General features: G+C 58.2%; 12 protein-coding genes. 9 read left to right on the top strand and 3 right to left on the bottom strand.

The features are described from left to right. Nucleotides 1-85 precede the first annotated feature (85 nt). Nucleotides 86-2,641 carry a TonB-dependent receptor gene (locus G5149_RS17480; RefSeq protein WP_337073555.1) on the bottom strand — a complete coding sequence of 852 codons (2,556 nt, stop codon included), beginning with the start codon at nucleotides 2,639-2,641 and terminating at the stop codon, nucleotides 86-88. Between the two features lie 426 nt (nucleotides 2,642-3,067). Further along, the gene (locus G5149_RS17475; protein WP_421213152.1) at nucleotides 3,068-3,382 is read right to left on the bottom strand and encodes a hypothetical protein; all 315 of its coding nucleotides are present in this window, start codon (nucleotides 3,380-3,382) and stop codon (nucleotides 3,068-3,070) included. Between G5149_RS17475 and G5149_RS17470 the strand changes: the two genes are divergently transcribed. The 5 genes from G5149_RS17470 to G5149_RS17450 all read left to right on the top strand — a co-directional run bounded on the left by G5149_RS17470 (nucleotide 3,381) and on the right by G5149_RS17450 (nucleotide 9,644). After that, nucleotides 3,381-4,406, top strand: a complete 1,026-nt coding sequence (locus G5149_RS17470; RefSeq protein WP_031227629.1) for an ABC transporter permease subunit — start codon at nucleotides 3,381-3,383, stop codon at nucleotides 4,404-4,406. The two genes, G5149_RS17475 and G5149_RS17470, sit on opposite strands and share 2 nt — an antisense overlap. 109 nt (nucleotides 4,407-4,515) lie before the next feature. Next, on the top strand, nucleotides 4,516-5,559 hold the full coding sequence (locus tag G5149_RS17465) for an ABC transporter permease (protein WP_139410822.1): 1,044 nt from the start codon (nucleotides 4,516-4,518) through the stop codon (nucleotides 5,557-5,559). Nucleotides 5,560-5,708: 149 nt separating this feature from the next. Next, entirely contained in the window at nucleotides 5,709-7,526 is a 1,818-nt protein-coding gene (locus tag G5149_RS17460) for an extracellular solute-binding protein (RefSeq protein ID WP_201938279.1), read from the top strand. A 31-nt stretch (nucleotides 7,527-7,557) separates the two neighbouring features. Continuing rightward, complete coding sequence (locus G5149_RS17455) at nucleotides 7,558-8,616, top strand: ABC transporter ATP-binding protein (RefSeq protein WP_330123983.1); 1,059 nt, start codon at nucleotides 7,558-7,560, stop codon at nucleotides 8,614-8,616. Further along, entirely contained in the window at nucleotides 8,613-9,644 is a 1,032-nt protein-coding gene (locus tag G5149_RS17450) for an ABC transporter ATP-binding protein (protein WP_216979408.1), read from the top strand. Before G5149_RS17455 ends, G5149_RS17450 begins: the two co-directional genes overlap by 4 nt. 101 nt (nucleotides 9,645-9,745) lie before the next feature. On the opposite strand, the gene G5149_RS17445 is transcribed toward G5149_RS17450, so the two are convergent. Continuing rightward, complete coding sequence (locus G5149_RS17445; protein ID WP_005349421.1) at nucleotides 9,746-10,357, bottom strand: YitT family protein; 612 nt, start codon at nucleotides 10,355-10,357, stop codon at nucleotides 9,746-9,748. A 309-nt stretch (nucleotides 10,358-10,666) separates the two neighbouring features. On the opposite strand from G5149_RS17445, the gene G5149_RS17440 reads away from it, so the two are divergent. The 4 genes from G5149_RS17440 (at nucleotide 10,667) to G5149_RS17425 (ending at nucleotide 13,800) form a co-directional block, all read left to right on the top strand. Beyond that, entirely contained in the window at nucleotides 10,667-11,680 is a 1,014-nt protein-coding gene (locus G5149_RS17440) for an NAD-dependent epimerase (protein ID WP_421213149.1), read from the top strand. Nucleotides 11,681-11,791: 111 nt separating this feature from the next. Next, complete coding sequence (locus G5149_RS17435) at nucleotides 11,792-12,397, top strand: DUF2076 domain-containing protein (RefSeq protein WP_204385116.1); 606 nt, start codon at nucleotides 11,792-11,794, stop codon at nucleotides 12,395-12,397. Between the two features lie 201 nt (nucleotides 12,398-12,598). Next, nucleotides 12,599-12,787: a hypothetical protein gene (locus tag G5149_RS17430; protein WP_421213147.1), complete on the top strand. Its 189-nt coding sequence runs from the start codon at nucleotides 12,599-12,601 to the stop codon at nucleotides 12,785-12,787. A 155-nt stretch (nucleotides 12,788-12,942) separates the two neighbouring features. Next, complete coding sequence (locus G5149_RS17425) at nucleotides 12,943-13,800, top strand: lytic transglycosylase domain-containing protein (protein ID WP_421213146.1); 858 nt, start codon at nucleotides 12,943-12,945, stop codon at nucleotides 13,798-13,800. The last annotated feature ends 104 nt before the right edge of the window (nucleotides 13,801-13,904 follow it).

Raw genomic sequence — 13,904 nt, 5'->3', positions numbered from 1 at the left:
GATTACCCTATCTCCGTAACTTCCTTGGACGTTGGGCACAGCCGGCCCGACCGGGCCGGCTGAGGTTGTATATCAACGGGGTTGATTAGAACTTCTGGGTGTAGTCGATGTAGTAGACCCGTCCGTCAATGCTGTAGAGGTATTCATCGTAGGTGTAACCATCATTTGACAGGGAAGGTCCGCGGTTGAACATGTTCTTCACGCCGGTCTGGATCTTGGCATTCCAGCTGGTATCGACCGCGACGTTCAGGTTCCAGATGGTGTTGGAAGCGATATGGCCCTCTTCCTTGCCATCCACATAGTCCTGGCTCTGGGAGTCGATATAGTTGGTGCTCAGGTAGGTATCCAGATTCCACAGCTGCGGGAAGTTGGCACCGATCCCGGAGTTGAAACGGAAGTCGGGTTTGCCATTCCAGCCCTTCTTGTCAACCATTGGGCCACCAGCAAACAGACCTTCCTCATATTTCAGGATGTAGCTGCTGCCAAAGTCGTAACGCAGGGTGAAGGAGTTGAAGTCGTACTTGTAGTCCGCCTTGAAGTCGATACCACTGGTCTTGAGTTGCCCCAGGTTGACCATGCCGGCATAGACCTTCTCGACATCGCCGTTGGCGTCACGAATGACGTTCGGGTTGCTGCCGGTATTGAGCTCCTGATAGAACTGGGTCTGGGTGGTAGCCAGCTGGATCACGTCATCAATCTTGATGTAGTAGTAATCGAGCGACAGGTTCAGATTGTCCAGCGGATTGTAGGCCGCCCCGATAGTGAAGGTATTGGCGGTCTCTTCCTTCAGGTTCTTGTTGGATTGGCGCGTTGTCTCGTACTGCTCTTCGGAACAGTTGGCAATACCATTGGCCTGGCAGTAGACATAGTCCTTGGCAAAGTCCGCTGACTGGGCATCCGCCGCATAGAGATCATTCAGACCCGGCGCACGGAAAGACTGGGACCAGGAGGTACGGAACATCAGCTGGTCGAGCGGCTGATAACGCAGACTCGCTTTGGGCGAGAAGGCGCTGCCAAAGTCGCTGTACTTGTCGTAACGACCCGCCAGGTTCAGCTCGATCTGCTCGGTGATGGGGATCAGGCTCTCGATGTAGGTGGCAAACACATCGCGCACACCGCTACCAGAGTTGCCGGATGAACCCAGTACGTTACCCGCTTCGGACTGGCTGTCGTAGGTGTCGGAGTAAACCCAATCGTTATACTCGGCACCCAGATACCAGCTGACCGGGCCAGCAGGCAGTTCGCCCATCTCCCAACCCAGACCGCCATACCACTGGAAGAAATCCATCTTGGAGTTGCGGCTGGTGGTATAAGAGAGATCCTTGGTGGCATCAGCGGAGAAGCTGCCGTTGACGAAGTTTCCACTGTTTACCTGAGTCTGAACTGCCGGCTCCAATACATAGCCATTACCAATACTCTGGTTATCTGTTTTGGAGTACATGTAACCGGCATTCCACTCCAGATCGCCAACCGCCTCGGTCGGAACCACCCCTTCAAAACCCAGGTTCAGGGTACCGGTCAAGTCGGTCACTTCGTTGTCACGGGGACCGACGTTGTTGAAGCGGTAGTAAACCGTCGCAGCCTTGGCGGTGCTGAAGTTGTTGGCAGACAGGACTGCAGCACTTTCAGGGGTGGAGCCATCCACGGTGAAGGCACCGGCAGCAGGGGCGAAACGACCAAAACTGGTGACCCGGGAACCAATCATCTGTGGCACGAAATCCACATTGTCGTTGATATGGTAACGGCCGTTGACATAGACGGTGTCGCGAGTACGCGAGGCGGTCTTGGCTGCGACCTGGGCAAAGTCGAAGCGGCAAGCCGTACCCTTGGTGACAAAACCGGCGCCGGTGCTTTCACAGTCGACCCCATTCAGAGTATGGGTTACGGTCTTGCCAGTTGCCGCGTCTACTCCCTTGATATTGCGACCATAGAGGCTAGGAGACTCAGCCCCCTGCTTGGCCAGATAATCACGATCCTTGTAATAGATTTCGTCTTTGACATCATGCTCGTAGACCATCATCAGGGAACCTTTCTCACCCGAAATGCCGCTGACGATGGAACCACTCTGTTCGTCACCACCTTCCTCGGTCGGTGAACCGACGCGCCCCTGGAATGACAAGCCTTCAAAACCCTCTTTGAGGATCACGTTGATAACGCCACCGATGGCATCAGAACCATACAGGGCAGAGCCACCGTCCAGGTTGACTTCCACCCGCTCAACGGCCGCCATGGGGATGGTGTTGAGGTTGATGGCGGTGCCCCCCATGGAGGGAGAACCGGCGATACGCTTGCCATTGAGCAGCACCAGTGTGCGATCTTCACCAAGGCCACGCAGCCCTACGGTGGCTTGTGACTGGGCAGAGCTACCGGAGGATGGGGAGAAACCACCAAAGGAGTTGTAGGAGGCCTGTTTCAGATAATCAGCCACAGTCTGCTGGCCAGACTGTTCAATTTGGGCCTTGCTGACAGAGACAACCGGAGTCGCCCCCTCAACATCAACACGAGAGATACGGGAGCCAGTGACTTTGATTTTCTGCAGTTTTTCGACGTTCTGCCCTTCTTCGGCAGATACGGATGGGGCCGCCGCAAGGCTCGCCAAGGCGAACGCAATCGCAGCAGAGATTCTGCTCTTCCTAAGCATCGCTTATATCCTTCCTGGTTGTTTATTGTTTGCTTCCTGATACCGCCCTCTTTGGAGCGATGCGTAAGGCTTATCAATCTTTGACTGGCGACGTCAATGGAGTGGGGGGATCGGGAGGGTGAGATGTGGAATAAGCGGAGTGTATTAATTTTGACCGGCATAATTAGTGAATAATTCTGCCAAAAACATCCCGCGCAATGTGAAATCGTTGTTAAAACATGTAAAAGACGCTGAATTAAAAGTTGATGAACTTATTTGTTTACGTGCTGTCTCTTTATATCTTATTTCGATTTATTGGCAAAAATAAGAATAAAACTCTATTTTAATTATTATTGTGACTGACCACTCCGATGGGGGAGATAGATAAATTTGTCGAGATGATATCGTTTTCCCTTCTTTGGCATCAGAAATAAAAGCACTTAAAATTCAATCACATAAATAAACACAAGATTCAAACAAACAGCTGTTTATATTTTTTAAAATAATGTTGAGCAGTAGCGTTTTGTTTTGATTTTCACTTTTCAGATAAAAAACGTCATTTTTCGGTGCTTTTGGTCTCAGCGGGTCATTTGTCCCAGTTTTCCATTTCCTTGTACTTGATTTTTGTTGCAGAGCTTTTACAGTGGCCAAGCGGATTGTCTGCTGTTTGGCAACCAATCCAGCGCGTAATGCCAGGAAGGACAGGCCCGTCACCGGATTTGACTGGCCGCAAAAAGAACAACAAGGACGAGGTTCCACCATGCTGTCGTATTTCCTACGCCGGATGCTTTTGATCATCCCGACGTTTCTCGGTATCACCCTGCTCGTCTTCACCATCACCCGTTTCGTGCCGGGCGGACCGGTCGAGCGCATGCTGCTGCAAGCCCAGGTTTCCCAGAATGAATCTGGCCGCTCCAGCGGCAGCAAGGGGGCGCAGGCCCTCTCCGATGAACAGATCGAGGAGCTCAAGGCCTTCTATGGTCTCGACAAGCCCATGCTGGTCGCCTACTGGGAGTGGTTGCAGAAGCTGGCGGTGCTGGATCTGGGCGAATCGACCCGCTACTACGAACCGGTGTGGGATCTCATCAAGGAGCGGCTCCCCGTTACCGCCTTCTTCGGGCTGGCAACCTTTCTGCTGAGCTATGCGGTCTCCATTCCACTGGGGGTGGCGAAGGCGCTCAGGCACAACAGCCGCTTCGACTCGTTGAGCTCCATGCTTATCTACATGGCCTATGCCTTGCCCGCCTACGTGGTGGGGATCTTCCTCATCACCGTCTTCGCCTTCCATCTGGAATGGCTGCCAATGGGCGGTTTTCCGGGGGACGACTTTGAGTACATGGAGAGCAGCTGGGATCAGATCCGCACTGTCTTTGCCCACGCCCTGCTGCCGCTTATCGCCTACGCCATCGGCGATTTCGCCATCCTCACCATGACCATGAAAAACAGCCTGATGGAGAACCTGTCGGCCGATTATGTGCGTACTGCGGTGGCCAAGGGGTTGCCGTTTCGCAAGGCGGTCACCGACCACGCGATGCGCAACAGCCTGATCCCCATCGCCAGCCACCTGGGGTCTGTGCTCACCGTTTTCTTTGGCGGCTCTTTCCTCATCGAGACCATCTTCAACATCGACGGCATCGGCCTGCTCGGTTACGAGGCGATCGTCGAGCGGGACTACCCCACCGTCATGGGCATTCTGGCTATCACCTCCATGCTGATGCTGATAGGCAATATCGTCTCCGATATCTGCGTTGCCCTCGTTGATCCCCGCGTGCGGTTTGGAGATTGACCATGAACCAGACCTCTATTGCCATGCCGATGCTGATATCACGCCATATCGTCTCCGATATCTGCGTTGCACCTTCTGTTGACCCCCGCGTGCGGTTTGGAGACTGACCATGAAGCTCAATCCGGTTACCTTGAAAAAACTCAAGCGCTTCAAGTCGATCAAGCGCGGTTACTACTCCTTCATCATCTTCACCACCCTGGTGCTGCTCTCCCTGCTGGCGGAGCTGCTGGTCAACAGCCGGGCACTGATGGTGAGCTATCAGGGCCAGCTGCATTTCCCCACCTATGGCGATGTGATCTCCGGTCAGCAGTTCGGGCTCGATTACGAGTACGAAACCAACTACCGCCAGCTCAAGGCCAAGTTTGCCGCAGAGGGCCAGGGCGACTGGGTGCTGCTGCCGCCGGTACCCTGGAACCCCTACGAGCAGGATTTCAAGGAGGATGCCTACCCACCTTACGCCCCCAGCGCAGCCGAGCGCCACTTCCTCGGCACCGACACCAGCGGCCGCGACGTGCTGGCGCGGCTGGTTTACGGCTTTCGCATCGCCATCGGCTTTGCCTTTATCGCGCTGGCGGCCAGTTACGCCATCGGAGTCACCATCGGCTGTCTGATGGGCTTTCTCGGCGGCCGCTTCGACCTCATCCTGCAACGCTTTATCGAGATCTGGTCCCAGGTGCCGTTTCTCTACGTCATCATGATCCTGGTGTCGCTGGCCAAGCCCAACTTCGGCCTGTTTGTTGCCATCAACGTGCTGTTCGGCTGGATGGGGATCACCTGGTATATGCGTACCCTCACCTACAAGGAGCGGGCGCGGGACTATGTGATGGCAGCGCGGGCGCAAGGGGCGACCACCGGGCGGATCATCTTCAACCACATCCTGCCCAACACCCTGATGATGATCGTCACCCTGGCGCCGTTCGCCGTGGTGGGCAATATCTCCACCCTGACGGCCCTCGACTATCTGGGCTTTGGCCTTGCGCCGCCGACCCCGAGCTGGGGGGAGCTGCTCTCCCAGGGCATCAACAATCTGGATGCCATCTGGATCGTCAGCTCGGTGGTGGCCGCGGTGAGTCTGGTGCTGATCATGGTCTCCTTTATCGGTGAGGCGATCCGCGAGGCGTTCGATCCACGCAAATTTACCCGTTACCAATAAGCCAGCCGATGCCAGCGCATCGGCAGGCGCCGGGTAACGAACAGTGATAAATGAAGGACGGGCCGCCGCCATCGGCGGTCCCGGGAGCAAGGGATAATCCCGTTATCAATCAAGACCCCCAGTGCAGGGGCCAGACCTGGAAGTCAAACATGAAAAATAAAATCAAATGGATAGGTGCTCTCTTTGTGCTGGTAAACGGATCCTGGGTCTGGGCGGCCAGCCTGCCCGCGGATCTCAAATGGGAGACCAACGACACGGATCCTGTGTTCGCCTCCCCCAAGGCGCTGCCGGGCGGCAGCCTCAATATGTTTGTGGAGAGCTTTCCGCTGACGTTTCGCACCGTGGGGCCTGACTCCAACGGATCGTTCCGCTCCTTTATTCTCGATAACCAGTTGCGGCTCATCAGCTTCCACCCCAATACCGGCAACCCCATCCCCTCGCTCGCGACCCACTGGGCCATCGCGCCAGACAGCCAGACCGTCTACTTCAAGCTGGATCCCCGCGCCAAATGGTCGGATGGCAAGCCGGTCAATGCTGACGACTACACCTTCGGCTACGAGATGATGCGCTCCAAACACATCAAGGGGCCCTGGTTCAACAACTACTACACCACTGAAGTGGTCGCGGTAGAGAAGATCGATGATCACACCATTATGGTCAAAGCGGGCAACCGCAAGGCCAAGATGGACCTGCTCAACACTACCGAGCTGTGGCCCCAGCCCAGGCACTACTACAAGCTGACCCCCAACTGGGTGAAGCAGTACAACTGGGCCGTGGTGCCCACCACTGGACCCTACGTGATCAGCGACGTCAAGAAGGGCAAGTCGGTCACCTTCAGCAAGCAGAAGGATTGGTGGGCAAAGGATGATCGCTACAACCAGCACAGATTCAACATCGACACCATCAAGGTGCAGGTGATCCGCGACCACAACATCGCCTTCCGCCACTTCCTGAAAGGGGAGATCGATACCTTCGAGATGATCCTGCCCAACTGGTGGCATGAAAAAGCGGTCACCCCGGAGTACAAAAAAGGCTACGTGCAGAAGGTAATGGCCATGACCGATACCAAACAGGGCGGTCAGGGGGTTCACCTCAATGTGGCCAACCCCAAGCTGGCGGACGTGAACGTGCGCCTCGGCATCCAGCACGCCTTCAACATCGACAAGATGATCGAGACCGTGCTGCGCGGCGACTATGACAGAGCCACCACCTTTGACTCGGGCTTTGGCGAGTTCACTGACATCACGCTGCCGGAGCGGGCTTATGACATTGGCAAGGCGCGGGAGTACTTTGCCAAGGGCGGCTACAACAAGCCGGGGCCTGACGGCATCCTGCAAAATGAGAAGGGTGAGCGGCTGACGCTGGCGCTCACCTACACCAGTCAGGAGCACTCCAAGCGGCTGACCGTGCTGAAAGAGGAGGCCAAGAAGGCGGGTCTCGATCTGGAGCTTAACCTAGTGGATGGCGCCACCGGCTTCAAGGTGATGCTGGAGAAGAAACACGAAGCGGCCTGGCTCGGTTGGGGCGGCGGCGGTCTCTATCCGCAATATTGGGAGTTTTTCCACTCCGCCAACGCCAACAAACCGCAGACCAACAACCTGTTCAACGTGGCTGACAAGGAGCTGGACGCGCTGATCGATGCCTACAACGTCGAATTCGACATGGCCAAACGAGCCAAGCTCTCCCAGCAGATCCAGCAGCGCATCTATGATCTCGCCATCTTCGTACCCGGGGTGCAGCTCAACTATGTGCGGGCCAGCAGCTGGCGTTATGTGATGCTGCCGGAGGTGCCTGCCACCAAGAACACGCCGGATCTGCTCTACTGGCCGATGGACGGTTATCCTCACAGTAGTGGCGGTCTGCTCTGGCTCGATCCCAAGGTGAAGGAAGAGACCCGCAACGCCAAGGAGGCAGGGGAGGCGCTGGCGCCCATCAACCTGCTCGACAAGACCTATGCACGTCATTGATATTCAGGCCATTGCGAAGGGAGCAGCCGTTATGCCCAACACTCAGGCCCCCATTCTTGACGTACCGGATAACGGGGGGGAGTTCGCCGTTGATAACGGCCAGCACCAGGCCCCAATCCTCGAAGTACGCGATCTCGAAGTGGAGTTCGCCGTCGACGACGGCAAGATCAAGGTGCTCGACGGGGTCAGCTTCAAGGTGGCCCCGGGTCAGACTCTGGGGATCGTCGGCGAGTCCGGCTGTGGCAAGAGTGTCACTTCACTCGCCATCATGGGGCTCTTGCCCAAACCCCATGGTCAGGTGGTAGCCGGCTCCATCCGCTTTCAGGGGGAAGAGCTGCTGTCGCTTGCGCCGGATCAGATGTACAAGGTGCGCGGCAACCGCATCTCGATGATCTTTCAGGAGCCGATGACGGCCCTCAACCCGGTGCAGACGGTGGGGGAGCAGCTGATGGAGGTGTTTCGCCTCCACCGCCCCGAGTATGACAAGGCCCAGCGCAAAGCCGCGGCCATTGCCATGCTGCAGAAGGTGGGGATCCCGGAACCGGCCCAGCGCTTTGCCGTTTACCCTCACAACCTCTCCGGCGGTATGCGCCAGCGGGTGATGATCGCCATGGCGCTCTCCTGCGAGCCAGACCTGCTTATCTGCGACGAACCGACCACGGCGCTGGATGTCACCATTCAGGCCCAGATCCTCGAACTGATGAAAGAGCTGCAGGCCCAGACCGGGATGGCCATCATCTTTATCACTCACGATCTGGGGGTAGTGGCGGAGCTGTGCGACGAAGTGGTGGTGATGTACGCCGGGCGGGCGGTAGAGCAGGCCGACGTGTTCGAGCTGTTTGACCACCCCCGTCACCCCTATACCCACGGCTTGATGAGCTCGATCCCGCGACTCGAGGATGAGCCCAAGAGCCTGCTCAAGACCATCAAGGGACAGGTGCCAGCCCTGCACGAGATGCCCGCTGGCTGCCGCTTCTCCAACCGCTGCCCCCATGCGACCGATCTCTGCATCAGCGCCATTCCGGCGGTGGAGCAACTCAATCCGCGCCACCATGTCGCCTGTCACTACTGGAAGGAGTTGACCCCATGAGCACTCTGTTATCGGTCAGGGATCTGAAACAGCACTTCCGGCTGGGAGGCGGGTTCCTGCGCAAGCAATATACGGTTCACGCGGTGGATGGCATCAGCTTCGACCTGAAACAGGGGGAGACGCTGGGGCTGGTGGGTGAGTCGGGCTGCGGCAAGTCCACCCTCGGGCGCAGCCTGCTCAAGCTGTTCGAGCCGACCGCGGGCACCATCACTTTCGAGGGGCGCGATATCACCGCCCTCAGCCCGAAGGAGATGCGCTCCCTGCGTCAGGAGATGCAGATGGTGTTTCAGGATCCTGCAGAATCCCTCAACAGCCGCCACACCGTGGGCCAGATCCTGGAGGAGCCCTTTATCATCCACGGTAAAGGCAACACTGAGCAGCGGCGCGGGTGGGTGCAAGAGCTGCTGGCAAAAGTGGGCCTGCCGGGCAGCGCGGTGGATCGCTACCCCCACGAGTTTTCCGGCGGTCAGCGCCAGCGGATCGGCATCGCCCGCGCCATCGCCCTCAAGCCCAAGCTGCTGGTATGCGACGAGGCGGTCTCGGCCCTCGATGTCTCGGTGCAGTCGCAGATCGTCAACCTGCTGCTCAGCCTGCAGCGGGAGATGAACCTCTCCATCATCTTCATCGCCCACGATCTGTCGGTGGTCAAACACATCTCGGATCGGATTGCAGTGATGTATCTGGGACGGATCGTCGAACTGGCGGATGCCCAGTCGCTCTATCTGGCGCCGCGCCACCCTTACACCCAGGCGCTGATCTCCGCCATTCCGGTACCGGACCCGCGCAGGCGCAGCCAGCGCATTCTGCTGACCGGCGATGTGCCCTCCCCCATCTCGCCGCCAAGCGGCTGCCACTTCCACCAGCGCTGCCCCCATGCGACCGAGTTGTGCAAAAGCAAGGCGCCCAAGCTTGAGGTGTGTGATGAGGCCCATCATCAGGTGGCCTGCCACACCCCGCTCGCCGTCGGTGGTCACGCTATCAGCGGCAACGCCATGAGCGGCGACAGCAGGCTGGAGCAGGCGAGCTAGGCGCAGCGAACAAACCCGAGGGTAGAAACAGACGAGGCGGCCATCAGGCCGCCTCGTGCTATCGGGTCACGCTTGTCTTATCGAGCCACTGCCGCAGCTTGTCAGGCAATCTGGTAACGGCCGGGCTTGTGGTTGAGTGTCAACACCAGATTACAGATAACCGCCGCCACGATGGAGAGCGCCAGGATCCAGGGCTGCACCACGAAAAACGAGGCGACAACAATGGCGCAATCAAGCCCCATCTGCAGCTTGCCCGCCCGGATGCCAAAACGATCCTGAATAAAGAGCGCCAGAATGTTGAAGCCCCCCAGACTCGACTTGTGACGGAACATGATGAGCAGCCCCATGCCAATCAGGGTGCCGCCGATCAGCGCCGCATAGAGAGGCTCTATCTTGCCGATCTGCAACACCCCGTTGAGGTGATCGGTCATGTAGGAGACCGCCGCCACCGAGACAAAGGTGTTGAAGGTAAAACGTGGCCCCATCCGCAGCCATGCCAGCGCATAGAAGGGCAGGTTGATGCCGAAAAACAGCAGGCCGAAGCTGATGCCGGTCACCTTTTGCAGCAGCAGCGCCAGCCCGGCAGTCCCGCCGGTGAGCAGGCCAACCTGATGAAACAGAAAGATGCCGAGGGAAACAAAGCCGGCCGCCGTCAGCAGGGCCAGCACATCCTCATAAATAGGATGAGCAGTGCGAATCGAGGTGTTGTCCATAACCTGTATCCAAGCGAAGTAAAGAGAGAGTGTCTGTCGCCTGCCGTTGCGGGCGGGCTGCGAGCCCTGTCCACAGGGCTTCGTTATGGGGTCCAGTCTATTTTTTGTGAAAAGGATCACAACAGTCAGGCTGAACGCCCCATTCTGGTGCCTGTCATCTGGCATTGACACCTGCTGCACCAAGATGCAGCATGCCGCGCCGACAGAGGCGGTTTGCCATGGCGCAAACGCGCCGGCTCTGCTACAAAGCGCGCAACCCCCTTTTCTCATCACTGTCAGGAGCCCCATGATCTGCACAGGACCCCAACCATGACCTATCTGGTCACCGGTGTTGCCGGCTTTATCGGTTTTCATGTGGCCAGCCGGCTCTGCGCGGCGGGTCATCAGGTGGTGGGCATCGACAACCTTAACGACTACTACGAGGTGAGTCTGAAAGAGGCGCGGCTGGCACAATTGGCCAGTTATCCCCATTTCCACTTCGAACGGGTCGATCTGGCGGATCGCGAAGCGATGGCTACTCTCTTTGCCCGTCATGGTTTCGAGCGGGTGATCCATCTGGGGGCTCAGGCGGGGGTACGCTACTCGCAGGAGAATCCGTTTGCCTACGCCGACAGCAACCTCACCGGCATGCTGACGGTGCTGGAGGGGGGTCGCCAGCACGGGATCCAGCACCTCATCTACGCCTCTTCCAGCTCGGTCTATGGCATGGGGGATCAGATGCCCTACTCCACCGCGCAGCAGGCGGATCACCCGGTCTCCCTCTATGCCGCCACCAAGAAGAGCAGCGAGCTGATGGCCCACGCCTACTCGGCGCTCTACGGTCTGCCCACTACAGGGCTGCGCTTTTTCACCGTCTACGGCCCCTGGGGCCGGCCCGACATGGCTATCACCAAGTTCACCCGCGCCATCCTGGCAGGCGAGCCCATCGACGTCTACAACCAGGGCGATCTCAGCCGCGACTTCACCTACATAGACGACATCGTCGAGGGGATCCTCGCCGTCGCCGAGCTACCGCCTCGCCCCAACCCTCACTGGCATGCCGGCGAGCAGAGCCCTGCCGAGAGCGCCGCCCCCTACCGCATCCTCAACATCGGTCATGGTCAGCCGGTGCGGCTGCTCGACTTTATCGAGGCGCTGGAACAGGCGCTGGACAAGCCCGCCATCAAGCGGATGCTGCCGATGCAAGCGGGCGACATGCACGCCACCTGGGCCGACAACGAGCCCCTCCACACCCTCACCGGCCTGCGCCCAGCCACCTCCATCAAGGAAGGGGTTACCGCGTTCGTGCGCTGGTATCTCGATTACTACCGGGCTTCCTCCTGACTACATCGAGGCAACCCCTCGGTCATTGATGAGTTAATCAGATACCACTGATGTCCAGCGGGTTTTAGGATGGCTGAACGCACTGTCTGCGCACCATAGCGAGGATTTGAGATGCAACAACAGGAACAGGGTCTGATCGATGGACTGTTCGACCGCCTCAAGCAAGCGCAAGCCAGGGATAGCGAGCGAGACCAACAAGCGGATCAGCTGATCCGGCAACATCTGGCCCAGCAGCCGGATGCCCCCTACTACATGACCCAGGTGCTACTGATACAGCAGGCAGCCCTTACTCGCCTCAACGAGCGGATCAAGGAGCTGGAGTCCAGCCAGAGCGCCCCGAGCGGCGGCAGTTTCCTCTCCGGCCTGTTTGGTAGCGAAAACAACCCGCCCCCACGCTTCACTCCGCCACCGGTAACCGCTCCTGCCCAACCTGCGTCCCGTGCCAGCTCCTTTTTGGGTGGCGCCCTGCAAACCGCCGCAGGTGTGGCCGGTGGTGTGATGCTGGCCGACATGATCGGTGGACTGTTTCACCACAACCGGCCCGAGGAGATCATCGACATCGTAGCGCCAGCGCCCATCGCCAATCCGGTCGATGCCGAACCGGTCAGCTGGAATGGCTGGGATTCACCTCCCGATGTTGGCAGCCGTTTTCTCGACGACGATAGCCAGAGTGGCGGCTGGACCGACAGTGACGATAGCAACGGCGGTTGCTTCTAACCGTTACACAACCACAGGCCCCGCATATGGCGGGGCCCAACTCGATACGAACCCCATGACGATGGAAAGTGTGATGACACCACGGACCGGCAGCGGCATGACGCGATATAATCACCTCGCTTCGTGCCACCCGGGAGCCACTCCCGACCCCAGGCGCTCTGTCCGTGGCCACGCCCCCCCATGACGACAAGGAGCTACCTCATGATCCGAACCCTTCTCCTGCTTGGCGCAGCCATCGCAGCCTATGCCCTGACCCAGAACCACACCCTGCTTCCCCTGCTCAGCATGCTGATCCTGCTGTCGCTCTGGGTCGCCTGCGAAATTGGCAGCTTCTATCGCACGCTTCCTCCCGCCGTGCTGGATGAGCATGAGTATCACCACGACTTCTAACCCGATGAAAAATGGTGTGAAACTGTCGACAGACCGTTAGTTCCATACCGTTTTGCTCTCTGAAATCAACTGGCTATAACAACAGGATCCACTGGGTTCGTGGCGATAGCTGCCATGTTCCTCTATATCTTCTGTACTCAAGCAGGAGATCACCCATGGGGAACATCAGTGAAAACGGTCTGTTTTTACTGCTTTTTTTGTCGTTGTTACTGGCAGGTACGCCGCAGGCGATGGCACAAGGCAGGGATTTCAGACAGGCCCCCAAGGCACTGACGGCGATCAAGCAGGGTCAACTGGCCCAGCAACACGGCAATCTGCAACAGGCCATCGCCCTCTACTGTGTCGCGGCCAGTACCGGCAACCCCGAAGGTTACTTCCGGATCGGTCGTCTGCTTGCCATCGGCCCCGCCTCGGTGCGCAGCGCCAAGCTGGCCAACAGCTACCTCGCCATGGCGATGCGCCTTGGTAACCGACAGGCTGCCCGTTACTACAACGCCCGTATCGGCAATGCCCCCATGGGGGATCAGTGCGGTGTCGGGATCCGTGGCGGACAGGGTGGCTATCTGGCACAACTCCCCTCCGCCCCCTTCAATGTCGACACCTGGATTGCCCACCAGCCACCCGCAAAGCAAAAACTGGTCATCATGCTGCGCCACGCAGCCAAACACCATAAGGTGGATGCCAGGCTGGTACTGGCCATCGCCATTGCCGAATCCAACCTCGAAAGCCGCGCAGTTTCACCCAAGAATGCCCAGGGGCTGATGCAGCTTATTCCCGAGACCCAGCAGCGATTCGGGGTAACTCGTCCGTTTGATCCGGCACAGAACATCAAGGGTGGCGTCAGTTATCTCAAGTGGCTGGATCGCCGCTTCGATGGCGACTGGGTGCGGATCTCGGCGGCCTACAATGCCGGGGAAAAAGCGGTGGAACGCTATGGCGGGATCCCCCCCTATGACGAGACCCGGGAGTATGTCAAACGGGTGCTCTACTTCGCTGGCCATAAACAGCCCTGAACCTGTTCGACTAGCTGCACGCTATTGACAAAAAACGTACCACCATTTGTGCAATCGTTTTCCTTTCGGTAGGATCCGGCGCTTTCTTGCCAGACCAACAGGTA

The sequence above is a fragment of the Aeromonas sp. 600479 genome (genome assembly GCF_049175515.1).
Classification (GTDB): Bacteria; Pseudomonadota; Gammaproteobacteria; order Enterobacterales; family Aeromonadaceae; genus Aeromonas; species Aeromonas veronii_A.
The sequence above is the reverse complement of the archived record's forward strand: the minus strand, read 5'-3'. Positions and strand labels throughout refer to the sequence as shown.

Coding starts and splice junctions, on each gene's coding strand:
- G5149_RS17480 (WP_337073555.1), bottom strand. CDS start 2,641: ATGCTTAGGAAGAGCAGAATCTCTGCTGCGATTGCGTTCGCCTTGGCG.
- G5149_RS17470 (WP_031227629.1), top strand. CDS start 3,381: ATGCTGTCGTATTTCCTACGCCGGATGCTTTTGATCATCCCGACGTTT.
- G5149_RS17475 (WP_421213152.1), bottom strand. CDS start 3,382: ATGGTGGAACCTCGTCCTTGTTGTTCTTTTTGCGGCCAGTCAAATCCG.
- G5149_RS17465 (WP_139410822.1), top strand. CDS start 4,516: ATGAAGCTCAATCCGGTTACCTTGAAAAAACTCAAGCGCTTCAAGTCG.
- G5149_RS17460 (WP_201938279.1), top strand. CDS start 5,709: ATGAAAAATAAAATCAAATGGATAGGTGCTCTCTTTGTGCTGGTAAAC.
- G5149_RS17455 (WP_330123983.1), top strand. CDS start 7,558: ATGCCCAACACTCAGGCCCCCATTCTTGACGTACCGGATAACGGGGGG.
- G5149_RS17450 (WP_216979408.1), top strand. CDS start 8,613: ATGAGCACTCTGTTATCGGTCAGGGATCTGAAACAGCACTTCCGGCTG.
- G5149_RS17445 (WP_005349421.1), bottom strand. CDS start 10,357: ATGGACAACACCTCGATTCGCACTGCTCATCCTATTTATGAGGATGTG.
- G5149_RS17440 (WP_421213149.1), top strand. CDS start 10,667: ATGACCTATCTGGTCACCGGTGTTGCCGGCTTTATCGGTTTTCATGTG.
- G5149_RS17435 (WP_204385116.1), top strand. CDS start 11,792: ATGCAACAACAGGAACAGGGTCTGATCGATGGACTGTTCGACCGCCTC.
- G5149_RS17430 (WP_421213147.1), top strand. CDS start 12,599: ATGATCCGAACCCTTCTCCTGCTTGGCGCAGCCATCGCAGCCTATGCC.
- G5149_RS17425 (WP_421213146.1), top strand. CDS start 12,943: ATGGGGAACATCAGTGAAAACGGTCTGTTTTTACTGCTTTTTTTGTCG.